At 61.1% G+C, this 18,166-nt stretch carries 20 protein-coding genes; 11 read left to right on the forward strand and 9 right to left on the reverse strand.

All coding sequences use genetic code 11. The features are described from left to right. Positions 1 to 7: 7 nt before the first annotated feature. The gene (locus tag C8C96_RS23295; protein WP_082576853.1) at positions 8 to 346 is read right to left on the reverse strand and encodes a DUF4148 domain-containing protein; all 339 of its coding nucleotides are present in this window, start codon (positions 344 to 346) and stop codon (positions 8 to 10) included. A gap of 556 nt (positions 347 to 902) precedes the next feature. Next, on the reverse strand, positions 903 to 1,190 hold the full coding sequence (locus tag C8C96_RS25470; protein WP_082576855.1) for a zinc ribbon domain-containing protein: 288 nt from the start codon (positions 1,188 to 1,190) through the stop codon (positions 903 to 905). Positions 1,191 to 1,410: 220 nt separating this feature from the next. Here C8C96_RS25470 and C8C96_RS23310 point away from each other — a divergent pair, with 220 nt between their 5' ends. From C8C96_RS23310 to C8C96_RS23335, 6 genes are all read left to right on the forward strand, one after another. After that, positions 1,411 to 1,797 carry a hypothetical protein gene (locus C8C96_RS23310; protein WP_056642945.1) on the forward strand — a complete coding sequence of 129 codons (387 nt, stop codon included), beginning with the start codon at positions 1,411 to 1,413 and terminating at the stop codon, positions 1,795 to 1,797. A gap of 191 nt (positions 1,798 to 1,988) precedes the next feature. Then, the gene (locus tag C8C96_RS23315; RefSeq protein ID WP_056642948.1) at positions 1,989 to 2,411 is read left to right on the forward strand and encodes a disulfide bond formation protein B; all 423 of its coding nucleotides are present in this window, start codon (positions 1,989 to 1,991) and stop codon (positions 2,409 to 2,411) included. Then, complete coding sequence (locus C8C96_RS23320; RefSeq protein ID WP_056642951.1) at positions 2,401 to 3,057, forward strand: thioredoxin domain-containing protein; 657 nt, start codon at positions 2,401 to 2,403, stop codon at positions 3,055 to 3,057. The genes C8C96_RS23315 and C8C96_RS23320 overlap by 11 nt, the downstream gene beginning before the upstream one ends. 116 nt (positions 3,058 to 3,173) lie before the next feature. Continuing rightward, positions 3,174 to 5,402, forward strand: a complete 2,229-nt coding sequence (locus tag C8C96_RS23325) for a cation-translocating P-type ATPase (protein ID WP_082576856.1) — start codon at positions 3,174 to 3,176, stop codon at positions 5,400 to 5,402. Positions 5,403 to 5,404: 2 nt separating this feature from the next. Further along, complete coding sequence (locus C8C96_RS23330; RefSeq protein ID WP_121943790.1) at positions 5,405 to 5,689, forward strand: DUF3703 domain-containing protein; 285 nt, start codon at positions 5,405 to 5,407, stop codon at positions 5,687 to 5,689. Positions 5,690 to 5,753: 64 nt separating this feature from the next. Continuing rightward, complete coding sequence (locus tag C8C96_RS23335) at positions 5,754 to 6,809, forward strand: DMT family transporter (RefSeq protein ID WP_056637549.1); 1,056 nt, start codon at positions 5,754 to 5,756, stop codon at positions 6,807 to 6,809. 11 nt (positions 6,810 to 6,820) lie between these two features. On the opposite strand, the gene C8C96_RS23340 is transcribed toward C8C96_RS23335, so the two are convergent. Then, on the reverse strand, positions 6,821 to 9,142 hold the full coding sequence (locus C8C96_RS23340) for a cation-translocating P-type ATPase (protein ID WP_233584301.1): 2,322 nt from the start codon (positions 9,140 to 9,142) through the stop codon (positions 6,821 to 6,823). 78 nt (positions 9,143 to 9,220) lie between these two features. Here C8C96_RS23340 and C8C96_RS23345 point away from each other — a divergent pair, with 78 nt between their 5' ends. After that, positions 9,221 to 9,655 (forward strand): Cd(II)/Pb(II)-responsive transcriptional regulator, encoded by a 435-nt coding sequence (locus tag C8C96_RS23345; RefSeq protein ID WP_056637555.1) that lies wholly within the window; start codon positions 9,221 to 9,223, stop codon positions 9,653 to 9,655. Between the two features lie 60 nt (positions 9,656 to 9,715). Continuing rightward, positions 9,716 to 9,907, forward strand: a complete 192-nt coding sequence (locus C8C96_RS23350; protein ID WP_056637557.1) for a heavy-metal-associated domain-containing protein — start codon at positions 9,716 to 9,718, stop codon at positions 9,905 to 9,907. Between the two features lie 157 nt (positions 9,908 to 10,064). Here the strand turns inward: C8C96_RS23350 and C8C96_RS23355 are convergent, their stop codons facing one another. The 6 genes from C8C96_RS23355 to C8C96_RS23380 all read right to left on the reverse strand — a co-directional run bounded on the left by C8C96_RS23355 (position 10,065) and on the right by C8C96_RS23380 (position 14,519). After that, complete coding sequence (locus tag C8C96_RS23355; protein ID WP_131798401.1) at positions 10,065 to 10,358, reverse strand: hypothetical protein; 294 nt, start codon at positions 10,356 to 10,358, stop codon at positions 10,065 to 10,067. A 78-nt stretch (positions 10,359 to 10,436) separates the two neighbouring features. Continuing rightward, positions 10,437 to 10,778, reverse strand: coding sequence for a copper-binding protein (locus tag C8C96_RS23360; protein WP_056419633.1), 342 nt, complete (start codon positions 10,776 to 10,778; stop codon positions 10,437 to 10,439). A gap of 38 nt (positions 10,779 to 10,816) precedes the next feature. Beyond that, positions 10,817 to 11,302, reverse strand: coding sequence for a plastocyanin/azurin family copper-binding protein (locus C8C96_RS23365; protein WP_056419630.1), 486 nt, complete (start codon positions 11,300 to 11,302; stop codon positions 10,817 to 10,819). A 35-nt stretch (positions 11,303 to 11,337) separates the two neighbouring features. Beyond that, positions 11,338 to 12,750 carry a multicopper oxidase family protein gene (locus tag C8C96_RS23370; protein ID WP_056637559.1) on the reverse strand — a complete coding sequence of 471 codons (1,413 nt, stop codon included), beginning with the start codon at positions 12,748 to 12,750 and terminating at the stop codon, positions 11,338 to 11,340. An 18-nt stretch (positions 12,751 to 12,768) separates the two neighbouring features. After that, a complete protein-coding gene (locus tag C8C96_RS23375) occupies positions 12,769 to 14,187 on the reverse strand; it encodes a TolC family protein (RefSeq protein WP_370107379.1) in 1,419 nt (472 codons plus the stop codon). A 14-nt stretch (positions 14,188 to 14,201) separates the two neighbouring features. Continuing rightward, the gene (locus tag C8C96_RS23380; RefSeq protein ID WP_056637565.1) at positions 14,202 to 14,519 is read right to left on the reverse strand and encodes a hypothetical protein; all 318 of its coding nucleotides are present in this window, start codon (positions 14,517 to 14,519) and stop codon (positions 14,202 to 14,204) included. Between the two features lie 146 nt (positions 14,520 to 14,665). Here C8C96_RS23380 and C8C96_RS23385 point away from each other — a divergent pair, with 146 nt between their 5' ends. The 3 genes from C8C96_RS23385 to C8C96_RS23395 are packed head-to-tail and all read left to right on the forward strand — an operon-like array spanning position 14,666 to position 18,010. Continuing rightward, on the forward strand, positions 14,666 to 15,352 hold the full coding sequence (locus C8C96_RS23385) for a heavy metal response regulator transcription factor (protein ID WP_056637568.1): 687 nt from the start codon (positions 14,666 to 14,668) through the stop codon (positions 15,350 to 15,352). Further along, positions 15,349 to 16,755 (forward strand): heavy metal sensor histidine kinase, encoded by a 1,407-nt coding sequence (locus tag C8C96_RS23390; protein ID WP_056637569.1) that lies wholly within the window; start codon positions 15,349 to 15,351, stop codon positions 16,753 to 16,755. The genes C8C96_RS23385 and C8C96_RS23390 overlap by 4 nt, the downstream gene beginning before the upstream one ends. Further along, complete coding sequence (locus C8C96_RS23395; RefSeq protein WP_056637572.1) at positions 16,748 to 18,010, forward strand: hypothetical protein; 1,263 nt, start codon at positions 16,748 to 16,750, stop codon at positions 18,008 to 18,010. The genes C8C96_RS23390 and C8C96_RS23395 overlap by 8 nt, the downstream gene beginning before the upstream one ends. Positions 18,011 to 18,166: the final 156 nt, after the last annotated feature.

Below are 18,166 nucleotides of genomic sequence, written 5' to 3' on the forward strand. Positions count from 1 at the left end.
GTTGGGATCAGGGGGCGGGAACGGCCGGGACTGGTGCACCAACGCGGCGTGCCGCCCAGCTTGGGTGCTTCTGAGAGCGCTCCAGGTCAGCCAGCACTTCTTCGCGGGTTATGGCCTTGCCTTTCACCGGAACTGGTGCACCGAAGCGGTGGTACTGCCACGTGCCGTCTTTCTTGGACTGGTCCATTTCGGCGAGAACCTGTTCGCGCGACTTGCCAACCTCGGCATGTTCTGGATGGGTGGTGTAGCCCAGTTCTGTCGGCGCAGAGTGGATGACGCTGCTTGCCATTGCCGGGGCTGCAAGGGCTACGAAAGAGAGAGCGGTGAGTACGGTACGGACTGCCATGAGATATCTCCTTGGTTGGAATCAACGTGCACTGCAGACCGCACCAACCGTTGGACGCTCTACATTGCACATGTGACAGTCTGCTGACCGCATGCCGACAAGTTGCGCACCGAGAGATTACAAGTTCGTCATGTGTTCGCAGCACCCAGGAACCAAGCAGGCACGTTGATGCGCATTGGACTCAAGCCAGGGGGCCCGACGAAGACGCCGAAGTTGCTGCACTGCTCCTGTTCGCGGCGAGCCATGCACGACCAAGACCAGTGATCCGGCGAACCGTCGCCGTGCCCGAGCCTGCTACGTCTGGTAGGTCTGCTTCAACCATCCCTGCTGCGGAGAGCAGACGAAGCAGGTCGATGTCCCCAGTCTTCGTTACCTGCTTTGGCAAGGTGCCAGTTTCGATCTCTCGAAGAAACTCCAATGGCACGCTGCTCCCCTTGCATCGTGTAGATGTGTTGCGGCCTGACCGACGTCCTGACCCGGATGCCGTCACCCGTGGCACTGTGTGAGCGCCCCACGCCCGAATCGAGTGCTCGGCATGCCGGCACGTAGATTTCGGTCACCCTCTGGCCTGACCGCAGGACCCGCAAAATCGTGCACTGGGTGCGATTACCGTAGAGCACTTGGTGCACTGCGTTGCGACCATACTGGTTCCACACTGTTGGCAAAACCTTGCCCCTGGCTGGTTCGCGCAGCCGCAGCTCGCGCACGCGACGAGGTTTGCTGGTCGCGGGGTGTTGTATCCGTTGCCATAGCTGCGATTGTGGTCACTGTCTCGGTAATGTCCGCCATGATGGCCGCGGCCACCGCCGTGGTGTCCACTGAAAAGCTTGTTGAAGAAACCCATCACATCCTCCTGTGCATGTCGTGATGGGGCTATTTGAAAGCTTGTAGTGGCTTCAAGGTCAACAAATTTCGCCTGACATGGGCCTACCTTGCAGAGATGTAATCTGCGCGAAAACTTGGCGTTATCCGGGCATCTTCGTAGGGCCGATTCTTCCCATGTTTTGCATGGGGCACAGCCATTCGCAGTGGTGGTTCCCAGGCGGGGCCACTACAATTTTCGAATGCGTTCCAAACTGCTCGCTCTGCTCATCGCACTGTTGCCTTTGCAACTGTGCTGGGCTGCAGTGGCTCCTTACGCGCACAAAGATGCACGCGGTGCCGCGCATATTGCCGGCGTGCATGGTCTTGAGATCTTGCAATCGCAGGAGAACCCTTTTGACGTGGGTCCGGTGTACGAGATCGCTCTCGATTCTTCGCAGCAAACGGATGCCTCCGGGGCCGACCTGGACTGCGGCGTCTGTCATTCGCACAACCCGGCCGCACCACAACCCAGCCTCATTGCCGCTATCGCGGCGGTCCATGAATTTTTTGGTGCAATCGCGTTTGCACTGAAACCTCCTCCCGCGCCTCTCCGCCCTGAACGCCCGCAGTGGCGCGCCCTGGCCTGACCAGGGCATCGGTTCCTCACCGAAACCGCTGCCAACTCGCGAGCCAGCCCGCCGTGCTGTAGCTGGCCTGTCCGTTCGTTTCAGGGAGTTCCCATGGTCTTTGCCGACGTTTCGTGCGGCCTACTGATCTCATGGGCGCGTAGCACCACACGGGCGCGCGCTTTCAAATCTCGCACGCAGGGCTGGTGCCCATGAGCAGGCCTTGGCTACCACTCCTGTGCGCCTGGCTGGTCTCGATCGTGGCTACCGGCAGTGCCGTGTTCATCGGCGAAGTCATGGGCATGACACCGTGCGTGCTGTGCTGGTACCAGCGCATCGCCATGTTCCCCATCGCTCTGGTCCTTGGCATGTCACTGTACGCAGAAGACCGCCGAGGAGCTGTCTACGCGTTGCCGATGGCACTCACTGGCTTGGTGATCGCTGGCTATCACAGCCTCCTGGTGGCAGGGCTGGTTCCTCAGGCGTGGATCCCATGCTCCGCAGGAGTGTCTTGCGCCAACCAGAAGCTCAGCATCTTTTGGGGTCTGGAGCTGCCTTGGCTCTCGTTTGCATCCTTCGCTGCCATAGCAGCGCTCCTCTTCGTCTACCTGCGCGGAACCCGTCATGATCTCTAGAAAAGCAATCGTCGCCCTTGTGCTGATCGTTTCAGCAGGTGCCTTCGCTGTTGGTGCATACGTATACCAGCGCAACGCACAGTTGGATCAGCAAGCAATCGCCATCAGCCAGTCCGAGCACCTTGTGCGGATGCACTCACCGGTCCTGGGTCCTCGCGAAGCGCCGGTCACCATCGTGGAGTTCTTTGATCCCGCGTGCGAGACGTGCCGCGCCTTCTATCCCATCGTCAAAGACCTGATGCGGCAATACCCCTCCGATGTTCGGTTGGTGATCAGGTACGCCCCCTTTCACAGGGGCGCAGATCAGGTGGTCAAGCTGCTGGAAGCCGCGCGCAAGCAAGATCGATTCGTTCCCGTGCTTGAGTCCTTGCTCGACACGCAGCCAAGCTGGGCAGACCACGGCTCCCCTCGCCTGGAGCTGGCCTCTAGGGCGGCAGCGCAAGCTGGTTTGGACCTGCAACGCGCGCAGGCGGATATGGCTGCCCCAACGATGGATGCTGTCATCCAGCAGGATGTGCAGGATCTCACCGCGCTCCAGGTCAACAAGACGCCGACCTTCTTTGTCAATGGTCGCGCGCTTCCCAGTTTCGGAGCAAAGCAGCTGGCAGACCTGGTTTCCCAGGAGGTCGTGAAGGCCAAAAAGTAGAAGCCGCCATGCAGATTTCCACCCGCCCGGGTTGGCGCCGCAGTCAACACATCGCAGCGCTTGACTCTGAAGTTACTTGAAGGTTTCCAATCACATTACACCAAGGAACCAACACCATGAATTCGAAAGAGAACGCCTACAACGACCATGCTGCAGACGCCTGCTGCGCTGCAGACGCGAAGGCATCGGCGCCAGCACCCGCTCCCCCTGCGGGTTTCGTATCGAAGGGGACCGTGTTCCGAATCTCAACGATGGACTGTGCCGCTGAAGAGAGCGAAATCCGGCGCGCGCTGGAGCCCATATCGGGTGTGCGAGGGCTGGGCTTCCAGTTGGGTGCGCGCACTCTGACGATCGACGCGCCTGAGGACGTGATCCCTGAGGCTGTGGCTGCAATCCGCAAGGCGGGCTTCAATCCGGAGCCTGCGGCGCCTACCCAAGGTGGGGCTGATAGCGATGACCACGGCAATACGGCAGAAGGACTTTGGCGGATGGTGCTGGCACTTGCGCTGGCAATTGCTGCGGAGACCCTGTCTTTCTTCGCACCGGACACCACGGTGTTCAAGGGCATCGGCATGGCCGTTGCGGCCGCAGCGATCTGGCTCGCAGGCTTCTCCACCTACCGCAAGGGCTTCGCAGCGCTCATGCAAGGGCGCCTGAACATCAATGCCCTGATGACCGTCGCCGTGACCGGGGCCTTCCTCATTGGTCAGTGGCCAGAGGCTGCCATGGTGATGGCCTTGTACGCTATCGCCGAGCTGATTGAAGGACGGGCAGTCGACCGGGCTAGAAATGCGATCAAGAGCCTGCTCGACCTCACGCCAGATACCGCTGAAGTCCGCCAGCCCGACGGAAGCTGGACGATGACGCCGGCGGCGGATGTGCAAATAGACACGATCGTTCGCGTGAAGCCTGGTGCGCGTATACCGCTCGACGGGACCGTGGCCAGCGGTACCAGCGCTGTCAACCAGGCACCGGTTACGGGAGAGAGTATCCCGGTGGACAAGGTGCAGGGCGACCCCGTATTCGCAGGCACGATCAACGAGACCGGCACCATTGAAATCACGGTGACGGCCGCAGCAAGCAATACAACCTTGGCCCGCATCATCCAGTCGGTCGAGCAAGCCCAGGGCTCGCGGGCTCCGACACAACAATTCGTTGATCGGTTTGCGGCCATCTATACGCCAGCGGTGTTCATCATCGCTGTCCTGGTCGCAGTCCTGACCCCTGTGTTCCTGGACTTCACATGGATGCAGGCGCTGTACAAGGCGCTGGTCTTGCTGGTCATCGCATGCCCCTGCGCCCTGGTGATTGCAACCCCTGTCACGGTGGTCAGCGGGCTCGCATCGGCGGCTCGCCGCGGGATCCTAATCAAGGGTGGGGTGTACCTCGAAGATGCACACAAGCTCAAGGCCATCGCGCTGGACAAGACCGGGACGATCACGGAAGGCAAGCCGAAGCTCGTGGAGAAGGCCGTTCTTGCATCCCAGCAGCCTGAAGCTGTTGTGCTTCGATGGGCGGCGGATCTCGCAGGACATTCGGATCACCCTGTATCGAAGGCCATCGCACAGGGCCTGGATGCCGGAGAGGGCGGTGTGAGCGGTTTCAAGGCGCTTGCCGGCAGGGGCATAGAAGCCCAACTTCAAGGACAGACGCTGGTGCTGGGGAATCACCGCCTTATCGAAGAGCGGGGACTGTGCTCACCAGCGATAGAGGAACTGCTCGCCAGCCACGAAGCCAAGGGGCGCACGGTCACCCTTCTGGCGGATGAACGGGAGGTTCTTGCCATCTTTGCTGTGGCTGACACAATCAAGGACAGCTCGCGCGAGGCCATAGAGCAGTTGCACGAGCTCGGCGTCGCGTCGGTCATGCTCACAGGTGACAACGTGTCGACGGCGCAGGCCATTGCTAAGCAGGCGGGCATCGACAAGGCGCAAGGAAATCTGCTACCCGAGGACAAGCTGTCTGCCATCGAGAAAATGCAGGCTGAACACGGTCGCACCGCGATGACTGGGGACGGGATCAACGATGCCCCGGCGCTTGCACGTTCCGACATCGGCATTGCCATGGGCGCCGCGGGCACGGACACGGCCATGGAAGCCGCAGACATCGTCATCATGAATGACGATCTGCGACGCATCCCCGAGGTCATAAGGCTCTCTCGGCGCACACGCAACATCCTTTTGCAGAACATCGTGTTCGCCCTGGGCATCAAGGCCTTGTTCCTGGTCCTCGCCGTGTTCGGAAGCGCGTCCATGTGGATGGCTGTCTTCGCCGACATGGGGGCCAGCCTTCTGGTGGTGATCAACGGCCTGCGCCTGCTGCGCGGCGTGTCAAACAAGGCCTGAGCATGACAACGTTTGGAACAAGAATCCGCCCCGCCGTGGATGCTGAACTGCAGGCAGCCAAGACTGCTGACAACGCAGGCCAGGCACAGCTGAGCTTTCGCCATCTGGAGCGCGCCCATGTGCTTGGCCAACCCTGGGCCTGCGAAATGTGCGACATCTCGATAGCACCGACCTCCGGTGTGGCAGCTTCAGGCTGGTTGCCGTCGCTCAGTCTGACAATGTCGTTGGCCGCTTTCTTCGAAAGCAGACCTTCCACTTCTCGTCGAGTCAGCTATTTCCGTCTTTGAACCCCTTGCCTTGTCCAGTTCTGGGGATTACCAGACTCCGATGTCGTGCTCAAATCCCTCACCTATGAAGCGTGACCCTTTGCATCTTCCCGCCTTGCGCGGTGGCTTTCTCGCCCTGCTGGCGGCGGTACTCTTCGGCATCAGCACGCCCGCGGTACAGAGGCTGGGCGCAGGGCTCGGGGCCTTCACGACCGCAGCGCTGCTGTACTTAGGAGCGGCCCTGATCGGGGCACTGTCGCTGCGGACTGCTGCGCATGAAGCGCGAGTGCAGAGGTCCGACATTCCGCGCCTTCTGGCGATGGCTGGCTTTGGCGCCGCGCTGGGGCCGGTGGCCCTGGCCTGGGGCCTGCAGCACACGAGCGGAGCCAGCGCGTCGCTCATGCTCACTCTGGAAGCGCTGTTCACCGCCACGCTGGCATGGTGGCTGTACAGCGAAACCATGGACCGCCGCGTGTGGGCCGCCATGCTGTTGCTGCTCGCAGGAGGAATGGCGCTCGTTCTGGACCAAGGCCTGCAAGGAGGCGTGCAGTTGCTGGGGCTGCTTGCCGTGCTGCTGGCCACGGTCGCCTGGGGGGTGGACAACACCTTGTCCCGTGGGCTGGCTGAGCGCGACCCCAGCCAGGTGGTGATGGCCAAGGCCACCCTGGGGGCCGCAGCGACGGCTGCATTGGCTGTTTCGACTGGGGAGCCTTTGCCTTCCCTGTCCGCAGCACTGGGACTTCTCGCCGTTGGAGCCACTGGTTACGGCCTGAGTCTGCGCTGTTACCTCCTGGCCCAGCGGGCATTTGGTGCGGCGCGGACGGGCTCGGTGTTCGCCTTCGCGCCCTTCATTGGTGCTGCCGTGGCCTTCGGTTTCGGGGAACGCTCTGCGGGGTGGTTTATGCTCTTGGGTGGAGTGTTCATGTTGGCGGGAGTAATGCTCCATCTGGCGGAAAGCCATGGACACGAGCACACGCACGAAGTGCTGGAGCATGAGCATGCTCACCGGCACGACGATGGGCACCATGCACATGTGCACGTAGTAATGCCAACTGGCAGCCACAGCCACAAGCACACCCATGAGCCTGTGACCCACGCCCATCCCCATGCTCCTGACGTGCACCATCAGCACGTTCACTGAACCCGCTAGATCTAACCAACAGCGCGGACCGCGTGAGCGCGCGTGCCGCGCAGCAGCCTCAGCCCATTGCCAACCACCAGGAGGCTGGCCCCCATGTCCGCAAAAACCGCCATCCACATCGACGCGTTCCCAAAGACCGCAAGCACCAAGAACACCGTCTTGATACCCAGCGCCAGCACGATGTTCTGAAGAAGGATGCCCCGCGTGCGCCTGGAGAGCTGGATGACTTCGGGGATGCGGCGCAGATCGTCATTCATGATGACGATGTCCGCAGCCTCCATGGCCGTGTCGGTTCCTGCTGCACCCATGGCAAGGCCGATGTCGGCGCGTGCCAGCGCAGGTGCGTCATTGATGCCATCCCCCGTCATCGCCGTGGCACCGTACTGGGCCTGCATCTGCTCAATGGCCGACAGCTTGTCTTCTGGCAGCAGGTTTCCATGCGCCTGGTCGATGCCCGCCTGTTTGGCGATGGTCTCTGCCGTGGCTTGGTTGTCTCCGGTCAGCATGACCGAGGCGATTCCCAGCGCGTGTAGCTGGGCGATGGCCTCCCGTGAGCTGTCCTTGATGGTGTCGGCCACCGCAAAGATGGCAAGAACCTCCGATTGACTGGCCAGAAGGGTCACCGTGCGGCCCTGCGATTCCTGTGCCCGTAGCAGCGCCTCAATGGCGGGGCTGCAAAGACCCCGTTCCTCGATGAGCCGGTGATTCCCGAGAATCAGGGGTTGGCCATCAAGCTGGGCTTCCACACCACGTCCGGCAAGGGCCGTGAAGCCTGCCACGATGCCCTGGCCAGCAGACAGTCCTTGCGCGATGGCCTTGGACACGGGGTGGTCAGAGTGACCGGCCAGGTCCGCCGCCCAGCCCAGAATCTGGGTTTCGGGATACGTTCTGGCCAGCACGTGCTGGGCCACCAGTTTGGGTTTTCCTTCCGTGATCGTGCCGGTCTTGTCGAGCGCAATGGCCTTGAGTTTGTGCGCGTCTTCCAGGTAAACCCCGCCCTTGATGAGGATGCCACGCCGGGCCGCAGAAGCCAGACCACTGACCACCGTCATCGGCGTTGCGATCACCAGCGCACAGGGGCAGGCGATGACCAGCAGTACCAGAGCCTTGTAGACGGCATCCACCCACGTCAGGTCCATAAAGACCGGAGTGAGCGTCGCCACAAGAACGGCCATGATGAACACAGCCGGGGTGTAAATGGCAGCAAACCGGTCCACGAACTGCTGTGTGGGGGCGCGTGAGCCCTGCGCCTGTTCCACCGAGTGAATGATGCGGGCCAAGGTGGTGTTGCTGGCCTCTGCCGTGACCATCACCTCCAGGGTGCCTGTTTCGTTGATGGTGCCAGCAAACACGGGATCTCCAGGAACCTTGTCCACCGGAATGCTCTCTCCCGTGACCGGCGCCTGGTTGACTGCGCTGGTCCCAACGGCCACCGTGCCGTCCAGCGGCATGCGCTCGCCCGGCCTGACCCGGACGATGGCGTTGACGGGAACCTGTGCAGCGGCCACCGATTTCCAGCTGCCGTCAGGCTGGCGTACTTCGGCCGTCTCGGGCGTGAGATCCAACAGGCTCTTGATGGCATTGCGTGCACGGTCTACCGCGCGGCCTTCGATCAATTCAGCAATGGCATAGAGGGCCATCACCATGGCGGCTTCTGGCCATTGGCCAATGAGAAACGCGCCGGTCACGGCCACCGTCATCAGCGCATTGATGTTCAGCCGTCCCTGCAGCAAGGCGGCAAACCCCTTGCGGTAGGTGGAAAAGCCCGCCAGCCAGATGGCCGCCGCCGCCAGGGCCATGCCAATGCCCTTGAAGGCCAGCGTGTCTGGAGAGAAGAAGGCCACGGCTTCGGCGCAGACGGCCAGGCCCAGCGCCAACCCCATACGCCCGAGTTCGTCGGTGGTGGAGGCCCGCCCAGGGGCTTCGCCCGTTGCCGCAGCGGTTGCCACGGGCTGCGGGTCGAACCCTGCCTTGCGAATGGCCGCCAAGGCTTGAGGAATCACAGCATCAGGGGCGTCAATGGTCAGCGTGCGTGCGCCGAGCTGAAACCCCAGGCCGCGCACCCCGGCAATTGACTTCAGCGCGCGGCGGATCTCACTTTCTTCGGCTGCGCAGTCCATGGCCTCGATGCGGAACATGGCTCCCTGGGGGCCACGCCCATTTGCAAACGAAGGCGCTGCGGTTGCTAGCGAATGTGGGGTACAGCAAGTATCTGGAGAGGCCGCAACCGGGCTGGCGCAACAGGAATCAAGCTGAGTAGAGACGGGAGCGGCTGGAGCGCAGCATGGGTCCTGGGAGGTTGGTTTTTGTGCTTCGTCGCAGCAGGATTTCATAAATTTCTCTCCTTGATGCCTCGATTGGAAACCTTGGAGTAGCTACAGTGTCAAGACCTCCAATATCCAGCTCTCAACATGCAGATCAAGGAACTGGCCGCCGCAACAGGCGTTGACGCCGAAACGATCCGTTTTTACGAAAAGGAAGGCTTGTTGCCCCAGCCCGCGCGGCTGGCCAACGGCTATCGCAACTATGCTCCCGCTCACCTGGAGCGGCTGTCCTTTGTACGGCACTGTAGGGCACTCGACATCCCACTGGCAGATGTGAGGAGCCTGTTGGGTGCGCTAGATGCGCCCCAGGAGGCGTGCGCAGACGTCAACAATCTGATTGACGACCAGCTAAGTCGGCTGCGCGCTCGTCTCATCAGCATGATGGCGTTGGAAAAGCAACTGCTGCAGCTGCGCTCAGCATGCAGTGGAGAGCATGCGCATCAGAGCTGTGGAATTCTTAATGAGCTTGTCGCGGCCGCCCATGGCGAGGCGTGTCTGTGCCATGGAGGAAAAAGTGGTTGACCTTGCCACTGTGGCAAGTCCGAGACTGCACTCCTCTCAACTCTTTGCCACGAGAAGTAAATGCATGAATTCCAGCTTCCCGACATGACCTGCGGGCACTGCGCAGGGATGGTGAACCAGACACTGCAGATGGTGGATCCTGGCTGCAAGGTGCAGGTGGACATGTCCAAGCGCTTGGTTACGGTGCAGAGTGCTGAAGACCGCCTGACGCTTGCGGAAGCGCTCACCGAGGCGGGCTACCCGCCCTCTTGACTACGCGTCCGTACCGCAAAAGATCTGCTCCGGCACACGTTCATCGCGGCGGGCATTGACACCGCCTTGGAGCCGCCGACCATCGCCTTGACGCAGCGATGGTCGGCCTGAGGTCTTTGGGCGGTTGCTACTTTTTTGCCACCTCTCTGTCTCGGAACTACTTGGGCGTGGAGCCCGGAGTGGCTTCCTTGTGCGGCATGGCTTCACGCGCATTGGCCTTTTCCTGACCACGGGCTTCGGCCTTGCTGGTGTCGGCAATGCCAGAGCCTTCACCCCGCGCCGTACTGCCATCCTTGGTCCGCTTCACACCGGTCGCAGGACGGGCCTTTTTGTGTTCCTCGCCATGCGCTTGCGCCTTGGAGTTGGTGTAGGGCGTGGCCTCTTGGGTGTCGCCAGCGGCGAATGCGGACGATGCGGCGGTCATGGCCAGGGCGATAAGGAGAGTTCTCATGATTTTTCCTTGGTAGGTTGACGTGCGAACAGAAGAACGCCCCCTTTTCTTGAGGGCGTATCGAGACACTTTTTGCGCTTACTTGGCAGGCTCGATGGCGGTGACCACCATCTTTCCGCCCTCGTTGATCACCATGAAGCGGATCTTGTCGCCGACCTGCGCCTTGTCGAGCAGGGCCTTGTCCTTGGCAGCAAACACCATGGTCATCCCCGGCATCTCCAAGTGCTTGATGTCGCCATGCTTGATGGTGATTTTTCCGGCGTCCTTGTCGATCTTGCGCACCTCTCCATCGGTCATGGAGGCTGCGGTCGTGGATGCGGCTTTTCCGGCGTCTCCAGCGGCCTGCGCCACGGCCGACAGCGGCATGAGAGTGACCAGCGACAACATAGCGCCGATCAATAAAGTGTTTGCGTTTTTCATACGAGCTCCTTGTTCAATTGCGTGCAGGGATTCCCCGATTACTTCTTGACCACCGTGACCTGGCCCTTCATGCCTGCGTCGTAGTGGCCTGGGTACAGGCAGGCGAACTTCACTTCGCCAGCCTTGGTGAACTGCCAGATGATTTCGCCTTGCTTGCCGGGGGCCAGCGACACCTTGCTGGGCTCGTCATGCTCCATGTCCGGGAACTTCTTCATCGTCTCGTAGTGCTCCTTGAGTTCGGCATCGGTGCCCAGGCTGAACTCATGCTTGACCTGGCCACTGTTCTTGATCACGAACTTGACCGTTTCGCCCTGCTTGACGGAGATCGCGGCGGGCGTGAAGCGCATGGTGTCAGCCATGTCCACGTTGATTGTGCGACTGACTTTGGAGGCTTTGCCTGGTTCGCCGATGGCTGACTCCTCGCTTCCATGGCCGTGACCGCCGCTGTGGGTACCGCCCGCAAAGCTGTTGAAGGACAGGGCCACCAGGGCGGAGGCGGCGATCAGGGAAAGAGTGCGTTTCATAGTTACCTTGGGTTGTGGATGAGGAAAGGAGGCGATCAGTGGCCGCTGTGCGAAGACGGCTTTTTGACCTTGACGACAGTGTCCGAACTGGACTTCTCTTTGCGGGGCATGGACTGGCCGCCCTCGGCTTTGAAGCGGGCAGGCTCCGCCATCGGACCGGTGTACTCATACGCCACCGTGCCCTCCGGGTTTTTGTACCAACCCGGGTTCTTGTAGTCGCCTGGCTTCTGGTCGCGGCGCACCTTCAGGACACTGAACATGCCACCCATCTCCACCGAGCCGAAGGGGCCTTCCCCGGTCATCATGGGGACGGTGTTGTCCGGAATAGGCATCTCCATCTCGGTCATGTCCGCCATGCCCCGTTCGCCCATGACCATGTAGTCGGGAATCAGGTTGTTGATCTTCTTGGCCACGCCCCGGTGGTCTACGCCAATCATGGTGGGAATGTCGTGACCCATTGCGTTCATGGTGTGGTGGCTCTTGTGGCAGTGGAATGCCCAGTCACCTTCTTCGTCCGCGAGGAACTCGATCTGGCGCATCTGGCCCACGGCCACGTCGGTGGTCACTTCATAGAGACGGGTGCTCTTGGGTGTAGGACCACCATCCGTGCCCGTCACCAAAAACTCGTGACCGTGCAAGTGCATCGGGTGGTTGGTCATGGTGAGGTTGCCGATGCGAATACGCACCTTGTCGTTGAGCCGGACGTTCAAGGAGTCGATGCCAGGAAAGATGCGGCTGTTCCATGTCCACAGATTGAAGTTCGTCATCTCTGCAACCTTGGGCGTCGCGGCCCCGGGCTCAATGTCATACGCACTGAGCAGGAAGCAAAAGTCTCGATTCACTTCATCAATCAGCGGATGCTTGGTCTTCGGATGCGTGATCCAGAAGCCCATCATGCCCATGGCCATCTGGGTCATTTCATCGGCATGCGGGTGGTACATGAAGGTGCCCGGGCGGCGTGCCACGAACTCGTAGACGAAGGTCTTGCCCGACTGGATTGCGGGCTGGTTCAATCCAGCCACACCGTCCATGCCATTGGGCAAACGCTGTCCATGCCAGTGGATGCTGGTGTGCTCGGGCAGCTTGTTGGTCACAAAAATGCGAACGCGGTCGCCTTCCACCACTTCAATGGTGGGACCAGGACTCTGGCCGTTGTATCCCCACAGGTGGGCCTTGAAGCCAGGGGCCATTTCGCGCACAACGGGTTCTGCCACCAGGTGGAACTCCTTGACCCCCTGGTTCATGCGCCAGGGCAGCGTCCAGCCGTTGAGCGTGACCACCGGGTTGTAGGGGCGCCCGGAGTTGGGCACCAAGGGGGCCATGGTGTCGGCGCTGCCCTGGAAAATGGGCTCTGGCAGTGCGGCCATCGCCACGCGGCTCACACTCGCTGCGGCCACTGCCCCTCCGGCAATGCCAGCAAACCGGAAAAAATCTCGTCTTGAATTCATGTTGGTTTCCTTGGGGGATCAGTGGCCGGCACCAGCTTCTGCAGCAGCGGCGCCGCCGCTACCCGCGACGCCAGCGCTCGTGGGTTTTCCGATGAGAGAGGCTTGTAGCGCCGCGTCCGCCAGCCAAAACTGTTGTTCTGCATTCAGAGCAGCCATCACCGAGCTGACCTGATCGCGGGAGTCCGCCAGCAATTCGAAAACGCTGATCAGCATCCCGTTGTAGCGAAGCTGGTTTTCTTCGGAGATGACTTTTCGCAGTGGGATCACCTCATCGCGGTAGTGGCGGGCGATGTCGTAGGCAGTGCGGTAGGCCGAGTAGCTTTCGCGCAGATTCGACCCCGCAGCGCGGGCGGTGGCCTCCAGGCGGCTGGCTGCCGCCAGCGTCTGTGCATTCATGGCGTCGCGCCGCAAACCGCCCCAGTCGAAGATCGGAAGCTGCAGGCTGATCTCAAAACCACGACGTGTCGAGTGGGTGCCCTCTGTCCCATCGAACACAGAGTCTCGCCGCACTCCCAGTTCGATGTCCGTGTATGTCGTGACCGTGTTCCAGCCTTGCGCGCGCGCAGCTGCGTCATAGTCGGCCCTGGCGATCTGTAGGTCGAGCCGTCCCTTGGACGCCTGGCGGCCTGCATCCAACGAAGACAGCGGCTCCTTTGGCAGCGCAGGCAAGCGCTCCGGCAGCTTGAGTTCTTTCGCCTGGCTATCGTCCAGGCCCAGCAGCCGGACCAATTCCTCGCGTGCTGCGGTGACCTGGTGCTGGGCGCTGGCCAACTGGGTTGCCGTGTCGGCATAGAACGCTTGCTGGCGGGCACGCTCAAGCTTGTTGAAGTTACCCACCGCCTGCATGCGCTTGGACAGCTCTGCACTGGCCTGGGCGCTGGCAACGACCTGCTGGGTATAGGTGAGCGTCTGTTGTGCCGCAACGGCGCGCACCCACGACTGCCGGACCTGCGTGACTTGGTCCACCACGTCGCTGCTCAGGCGCAACTGGGCTTGTTTGATGCGCTGATCAGCGATGCCTTTGCGCATGGGCAGCGTCAGCAGGTCCAGCAGGCCGAACGACAACAGGCGTCCGATCTCAGTTTCGCTGCCCAGGCGAACGCGCTCCAAGGTCAAAATCGGGTTGGCAATGCGGCCCGATTGCGCTGCGTTAGAGGCATCTGCCCAGTTTTGCGCGACGATCGCTTGCAGCGACGGGCTGTTGACCAACGCGAGCTGCACGGCATCTTTTTGGCTGAGCGGCTTGGCCAGCAGATCGGAGGCGCGCTGGCGCAAGGCATCTCGTTCGTTCTGACCCCGTGCCAAAGTGAGCTGACCGTCCGTGAAGCCGCCTGTAGCTGCGTTGGCGCTGGAGAGGTTTTGCTCCAGATTCACACTGGCGCAGCCAGACAAAACGGTGACGGCGGCCACAACGACCATTAATTTGGCGCGGGGCATGCGCAAGGGGCGGCTCATTGCTTGCCTCCATGGTGTGCGTCATGCCCTTGTGCGGGCTGCTCCTGGCCAGATGCGGAAGGTGCCTGGCGCATTTCCTTGGCGTAGGTGCGCCATCCACCGATTTCGCCGACCTTGTCGTTGGCTGCCTTCCAGGGCTGTACGGGTTGGTCTTTGTACGCGTCAAAGCCAGCCAGGGCTGATCGGTACGACAGCTGATACTCCACCTTGGCGGAGTCTGCCTCGGGCATTTGGGCAAATGCCATGGACGGCGCCACCAGCGCTGCGGCCAGCCAGCGGCTTGAGATAGGTCGTGAAAGCCAGGAATTTTTCATAGGTTCACCATGAGTTCTTGATGCAACGCATTGTGTGAGCCCACGGCTTCCGTGGACATAACGGCTTCATTACATCTTTGTCATGTGCACGAAAGCCTGTGATCTGGAGGCACACTTGCGGCCATTCGCAGTGCCAGGGGGACCCCGTGAAGATTTTGGTCGTTGAAGATGAAGTCAAAACCGGCGAGTACCTGCGCCAGGGGTTGCGCGAAGCTGGCTTCAATGCCGATCTGGTCCATAACGGGGTGGATGGTCTGCACCTTGCCCAGGAAGGTGACTACGACCTGGTGATCTTGGATGTCATGCTCCCTGGGATGGACGGCTGGCAGGTGCTCACGAATCTGCGCCGCCACGGCCAGGAGATGCCGGTGCTATTCCTCACCGCCAAGGATCAGGTACAGGACCGGATCAAAGGTCTGGAGCTGGGTGCGGATGATTACCTGGTCAAGCCGTTTTCCTTTGCGGAATTGCTGGCACGGGTGCGGACCATCTTGCGGCGCGGACGAAACGGCACCGAGGTGACTTTGCTGCAGGTGGCTGATCTGGAACTCGACCTCCTGCGCCGGCGGGTCATCCGCTCAGGCAAGCGTATCGACCTGACTGCCAAGGAGTTTGGACTGCTGGAGCTGTTGATGCGCCGCCAAGGGGAAGTGCTGCCCCGTTCCTTGATCGCATCACAGGTCTGGGACATGAATTTCGACAGCGACTCCAATGTGATCGAGGTGGCGATGCGACGGCTGCGCGCCAAAGTGGATGATGCCTACGAAGTCAAGCTGATCCAGACGGTCCGAGGCATGGGGTATGTGCTTGAGGCTCCCGAGGAGAGTGCGTGAAGGCAAGGTACTCGCTCACCACGCGGCTGACGGCCTTTTTCACTTTGGCGTCCGCCCTGGTGCTGATCGGCCTGGGGACTCTCGTGGCAATTTCCATCGACCGACATTTTGTGGAGCTTGACCGCGATGCATTGCGTGACAAGGTTCACCTGACGCGTGAAGTCATCGGCAAATCGAAGTCGCCGCAGGATCTGAAGACGCGGCTGGATGACGTTTTGCACAGCCATGAGGGCCTCTTCGTCACCGTGCTTCGCAATGGTCAATCGCTGTACTCGACGGAGGACTTTGAGTTTCCTGCGGAATTGAGCGCGCGGACCCAGCATTCCCGCTTGGGGGTTGCCTCGTGGCGAATCAAGGAGCGTGAGTACCGGGGGATGACCGAAGCCGTGACGCTGCCAGGTTCCGCAGAGCCTCCGCTGCAGGTCTGGGTGGCGGTGGACATTGCCCACCACAAGCACTTCATGTACGAATTGATTTGGGTGCTTGTGGGCTACGTGGCATTGGCAACACTGGTGGCTGGGGTCCTGGGCTGGTGGGCCGCAAAGAATGGATTGGCCCCCCTTCGCGCCATGCGGTCCCGCGCTATGGCCATCACGGCACAGCGACTGGATGAGCGGATGCCAACCCAGGAGTTTCCGGTGGAGATGGCCGACCTGGCGACCACCCTCAACGAGATGCTCCGGCGCCTGAAGGAGGAGTTCGACCGCCTGTCCGAGTTTTCTTCGGACCTGGCTCACGAGCTGCGTACGCCGATCAACAATCTGATGACACAGACGCAGGTCACGCTCAGCCAGGCTCGTTCTTCCGAGGAGTACCAGGACATATTGGCCTCCAACGCCGAGGAGTACCAGCGCTTGGCCCGCATGGTGGCTGACATGTTGTTCCTGGCCAAGGCTGACCACGGGCTCATTCTTCCCAGCACGGAGAGAATTGCGGTCCATGACGAAGCACAGGCTTTGTTTGACTTCTACGAGGCCCTTGCCGAAGAAAAGCAGGTCCGACTGCAATTGGTCGGGGCGGCGGAGATCGTTGGCGACCGGTTGATGCTGCGCCGGGCGCTCAGCAACCTCCTGTCCAACGCCATTCGCTACACCCCACCTGGCGAGCAGGTGGTCGTGGACATTCAAGGGGACCTGCACGGAACCACCGTGGATGTCGTCAACACCGGACCTTCCATCGATGCTCAGATGATCCCCCGCCTGTTCGACCGCTTCTTTCGGGCGGACAAGTCGCGCAAGCAGCTGGACTCGGACGGCGCGGGCCTGGGCTTGTCCATTTCCCAGGCGATTGTTCATGCGCACCGGGGGCGGATTTCCGTGAGTTCGGCCGATGGCAGGACTTGTTTTTCGATGTATTTCCCCAGTGCACAGAGCATTGGCAAGCACCTCACGACAGATGCATGACCCCCTGGCAACCCTCATAGACTGCTGGAAGGCACATCCAAGCAGCACCTACAACACCTGGTTCCTGTGGGATCAGCGGATCAAGAACTTCCGCTCCATTCGCCGAGGCATCGCGCAGGTGGTGGAGGACATCCGGGGCGGAACGTTTGGCAACGCCTACCGAGGCTCCTCGCTGGAGACGATCGTGGGTTCCGTGGCAGAGCAGCGCCAGATTTTCAAGGGAGCGGACCACGCGTTCCTCTGGAAGCCCAAGCTGCGGATTCCGGACATCTACGAGAACACGAGCAACCAGCGCGCCTTTGCGGACCTCCTGCACACCTGCGATCACTGTGACTGCGCAGAAGACGTAGTGGCCGCCATACAGCGCATTGATGCGATTGGCATCAAAGGCTTGGGCCCAGCGGTCGCCAACTTGCTGTATTTCATCCACCCAACGCTGGTCTCTCCCTTCAACACGGCCATCGTCAATGGTTTCAACGCGGTGACCGGGGGGCGCGTGAAGCTTGGGCGCTGGGACCACTATCTCTCCATGCGGGAGGGCTTGCTGCGCTTGAACGCGCGGTACCGGCTAAAACTGTCGAACGATCTGGGCGCGATTGCAGGACTCATGTTTGACATTGGCAGTGGCCGATATGAAGCGCCGCCACAAGCAATGGATGTAGCGGCGACAGCTCTCTGGCAAGAAGACCTTGAACGTGTGCGGCAGGAATCCACCGCATTGCAACGAGAACTGTCCCAAGCGACCGAGAGCGATGCGACCCACACGGGTGTCCAGGCTTCGCTGCGCGACCTGGGCAATGCGCTCGGATTTGAGGTCTGGATAGCGTCCAACGACCGGGGCCGCGCCTATGGCGGGGGGCTGCTGGGAGATGGATGCATGGCGCAGTTGCCCGCCAGCCTGGACCGAGGACTGGAGTCCGTGCGACTGATCGATGTCGTATGGGTTGATCCCCAGACCTCGCAATTCGCCGCCGCATTCGAAGTCGAACACACCACGTCCATCTATTCGGGCATCGTACGCATGCTCGATCTGGCCCTGGGAACGCCGGTTGCGGGCAACTGCGCCCTGTTTCTGGTGGCTCCAGACAATCGCAGAGACAAGGTCGCTGAGCAACTTCAAAGGCCCGCCTTCTCCAGGGTGTCAGAGCTGGGAATCCGGTATTTGCCCTACAGCGAACTGGAGCAGAACCATGCCTCCATGAGCCGCTTTGGGTCCAGCATCAAGCCAATGCTGGAGATTTCGCAGCGGCTGTGAGCCACGGCTGTTTCGTGCGGCGCGCTTCGCTTGGGCTCGGCTCTTTGGGCCCCAGGGATGCGGCGACCCACGGCGATGTCGGCAAGATGAAGTTTCTGTTATCCCGAACGGCGGGATTGACGGGTGACGCCTTGCGTTGCGAAAGCTACAGATCGA

The sequence above is a fragment of the Acidovorax sp. 100 genome (assembly GCF_003688355.1).
Lineage (GTDB): Bacteria > Pseudomonadota > Gammaproteobacteria > Burkholderiales > Burkholderiaceae_C > Acidovorax > Acidovorax delafieldii.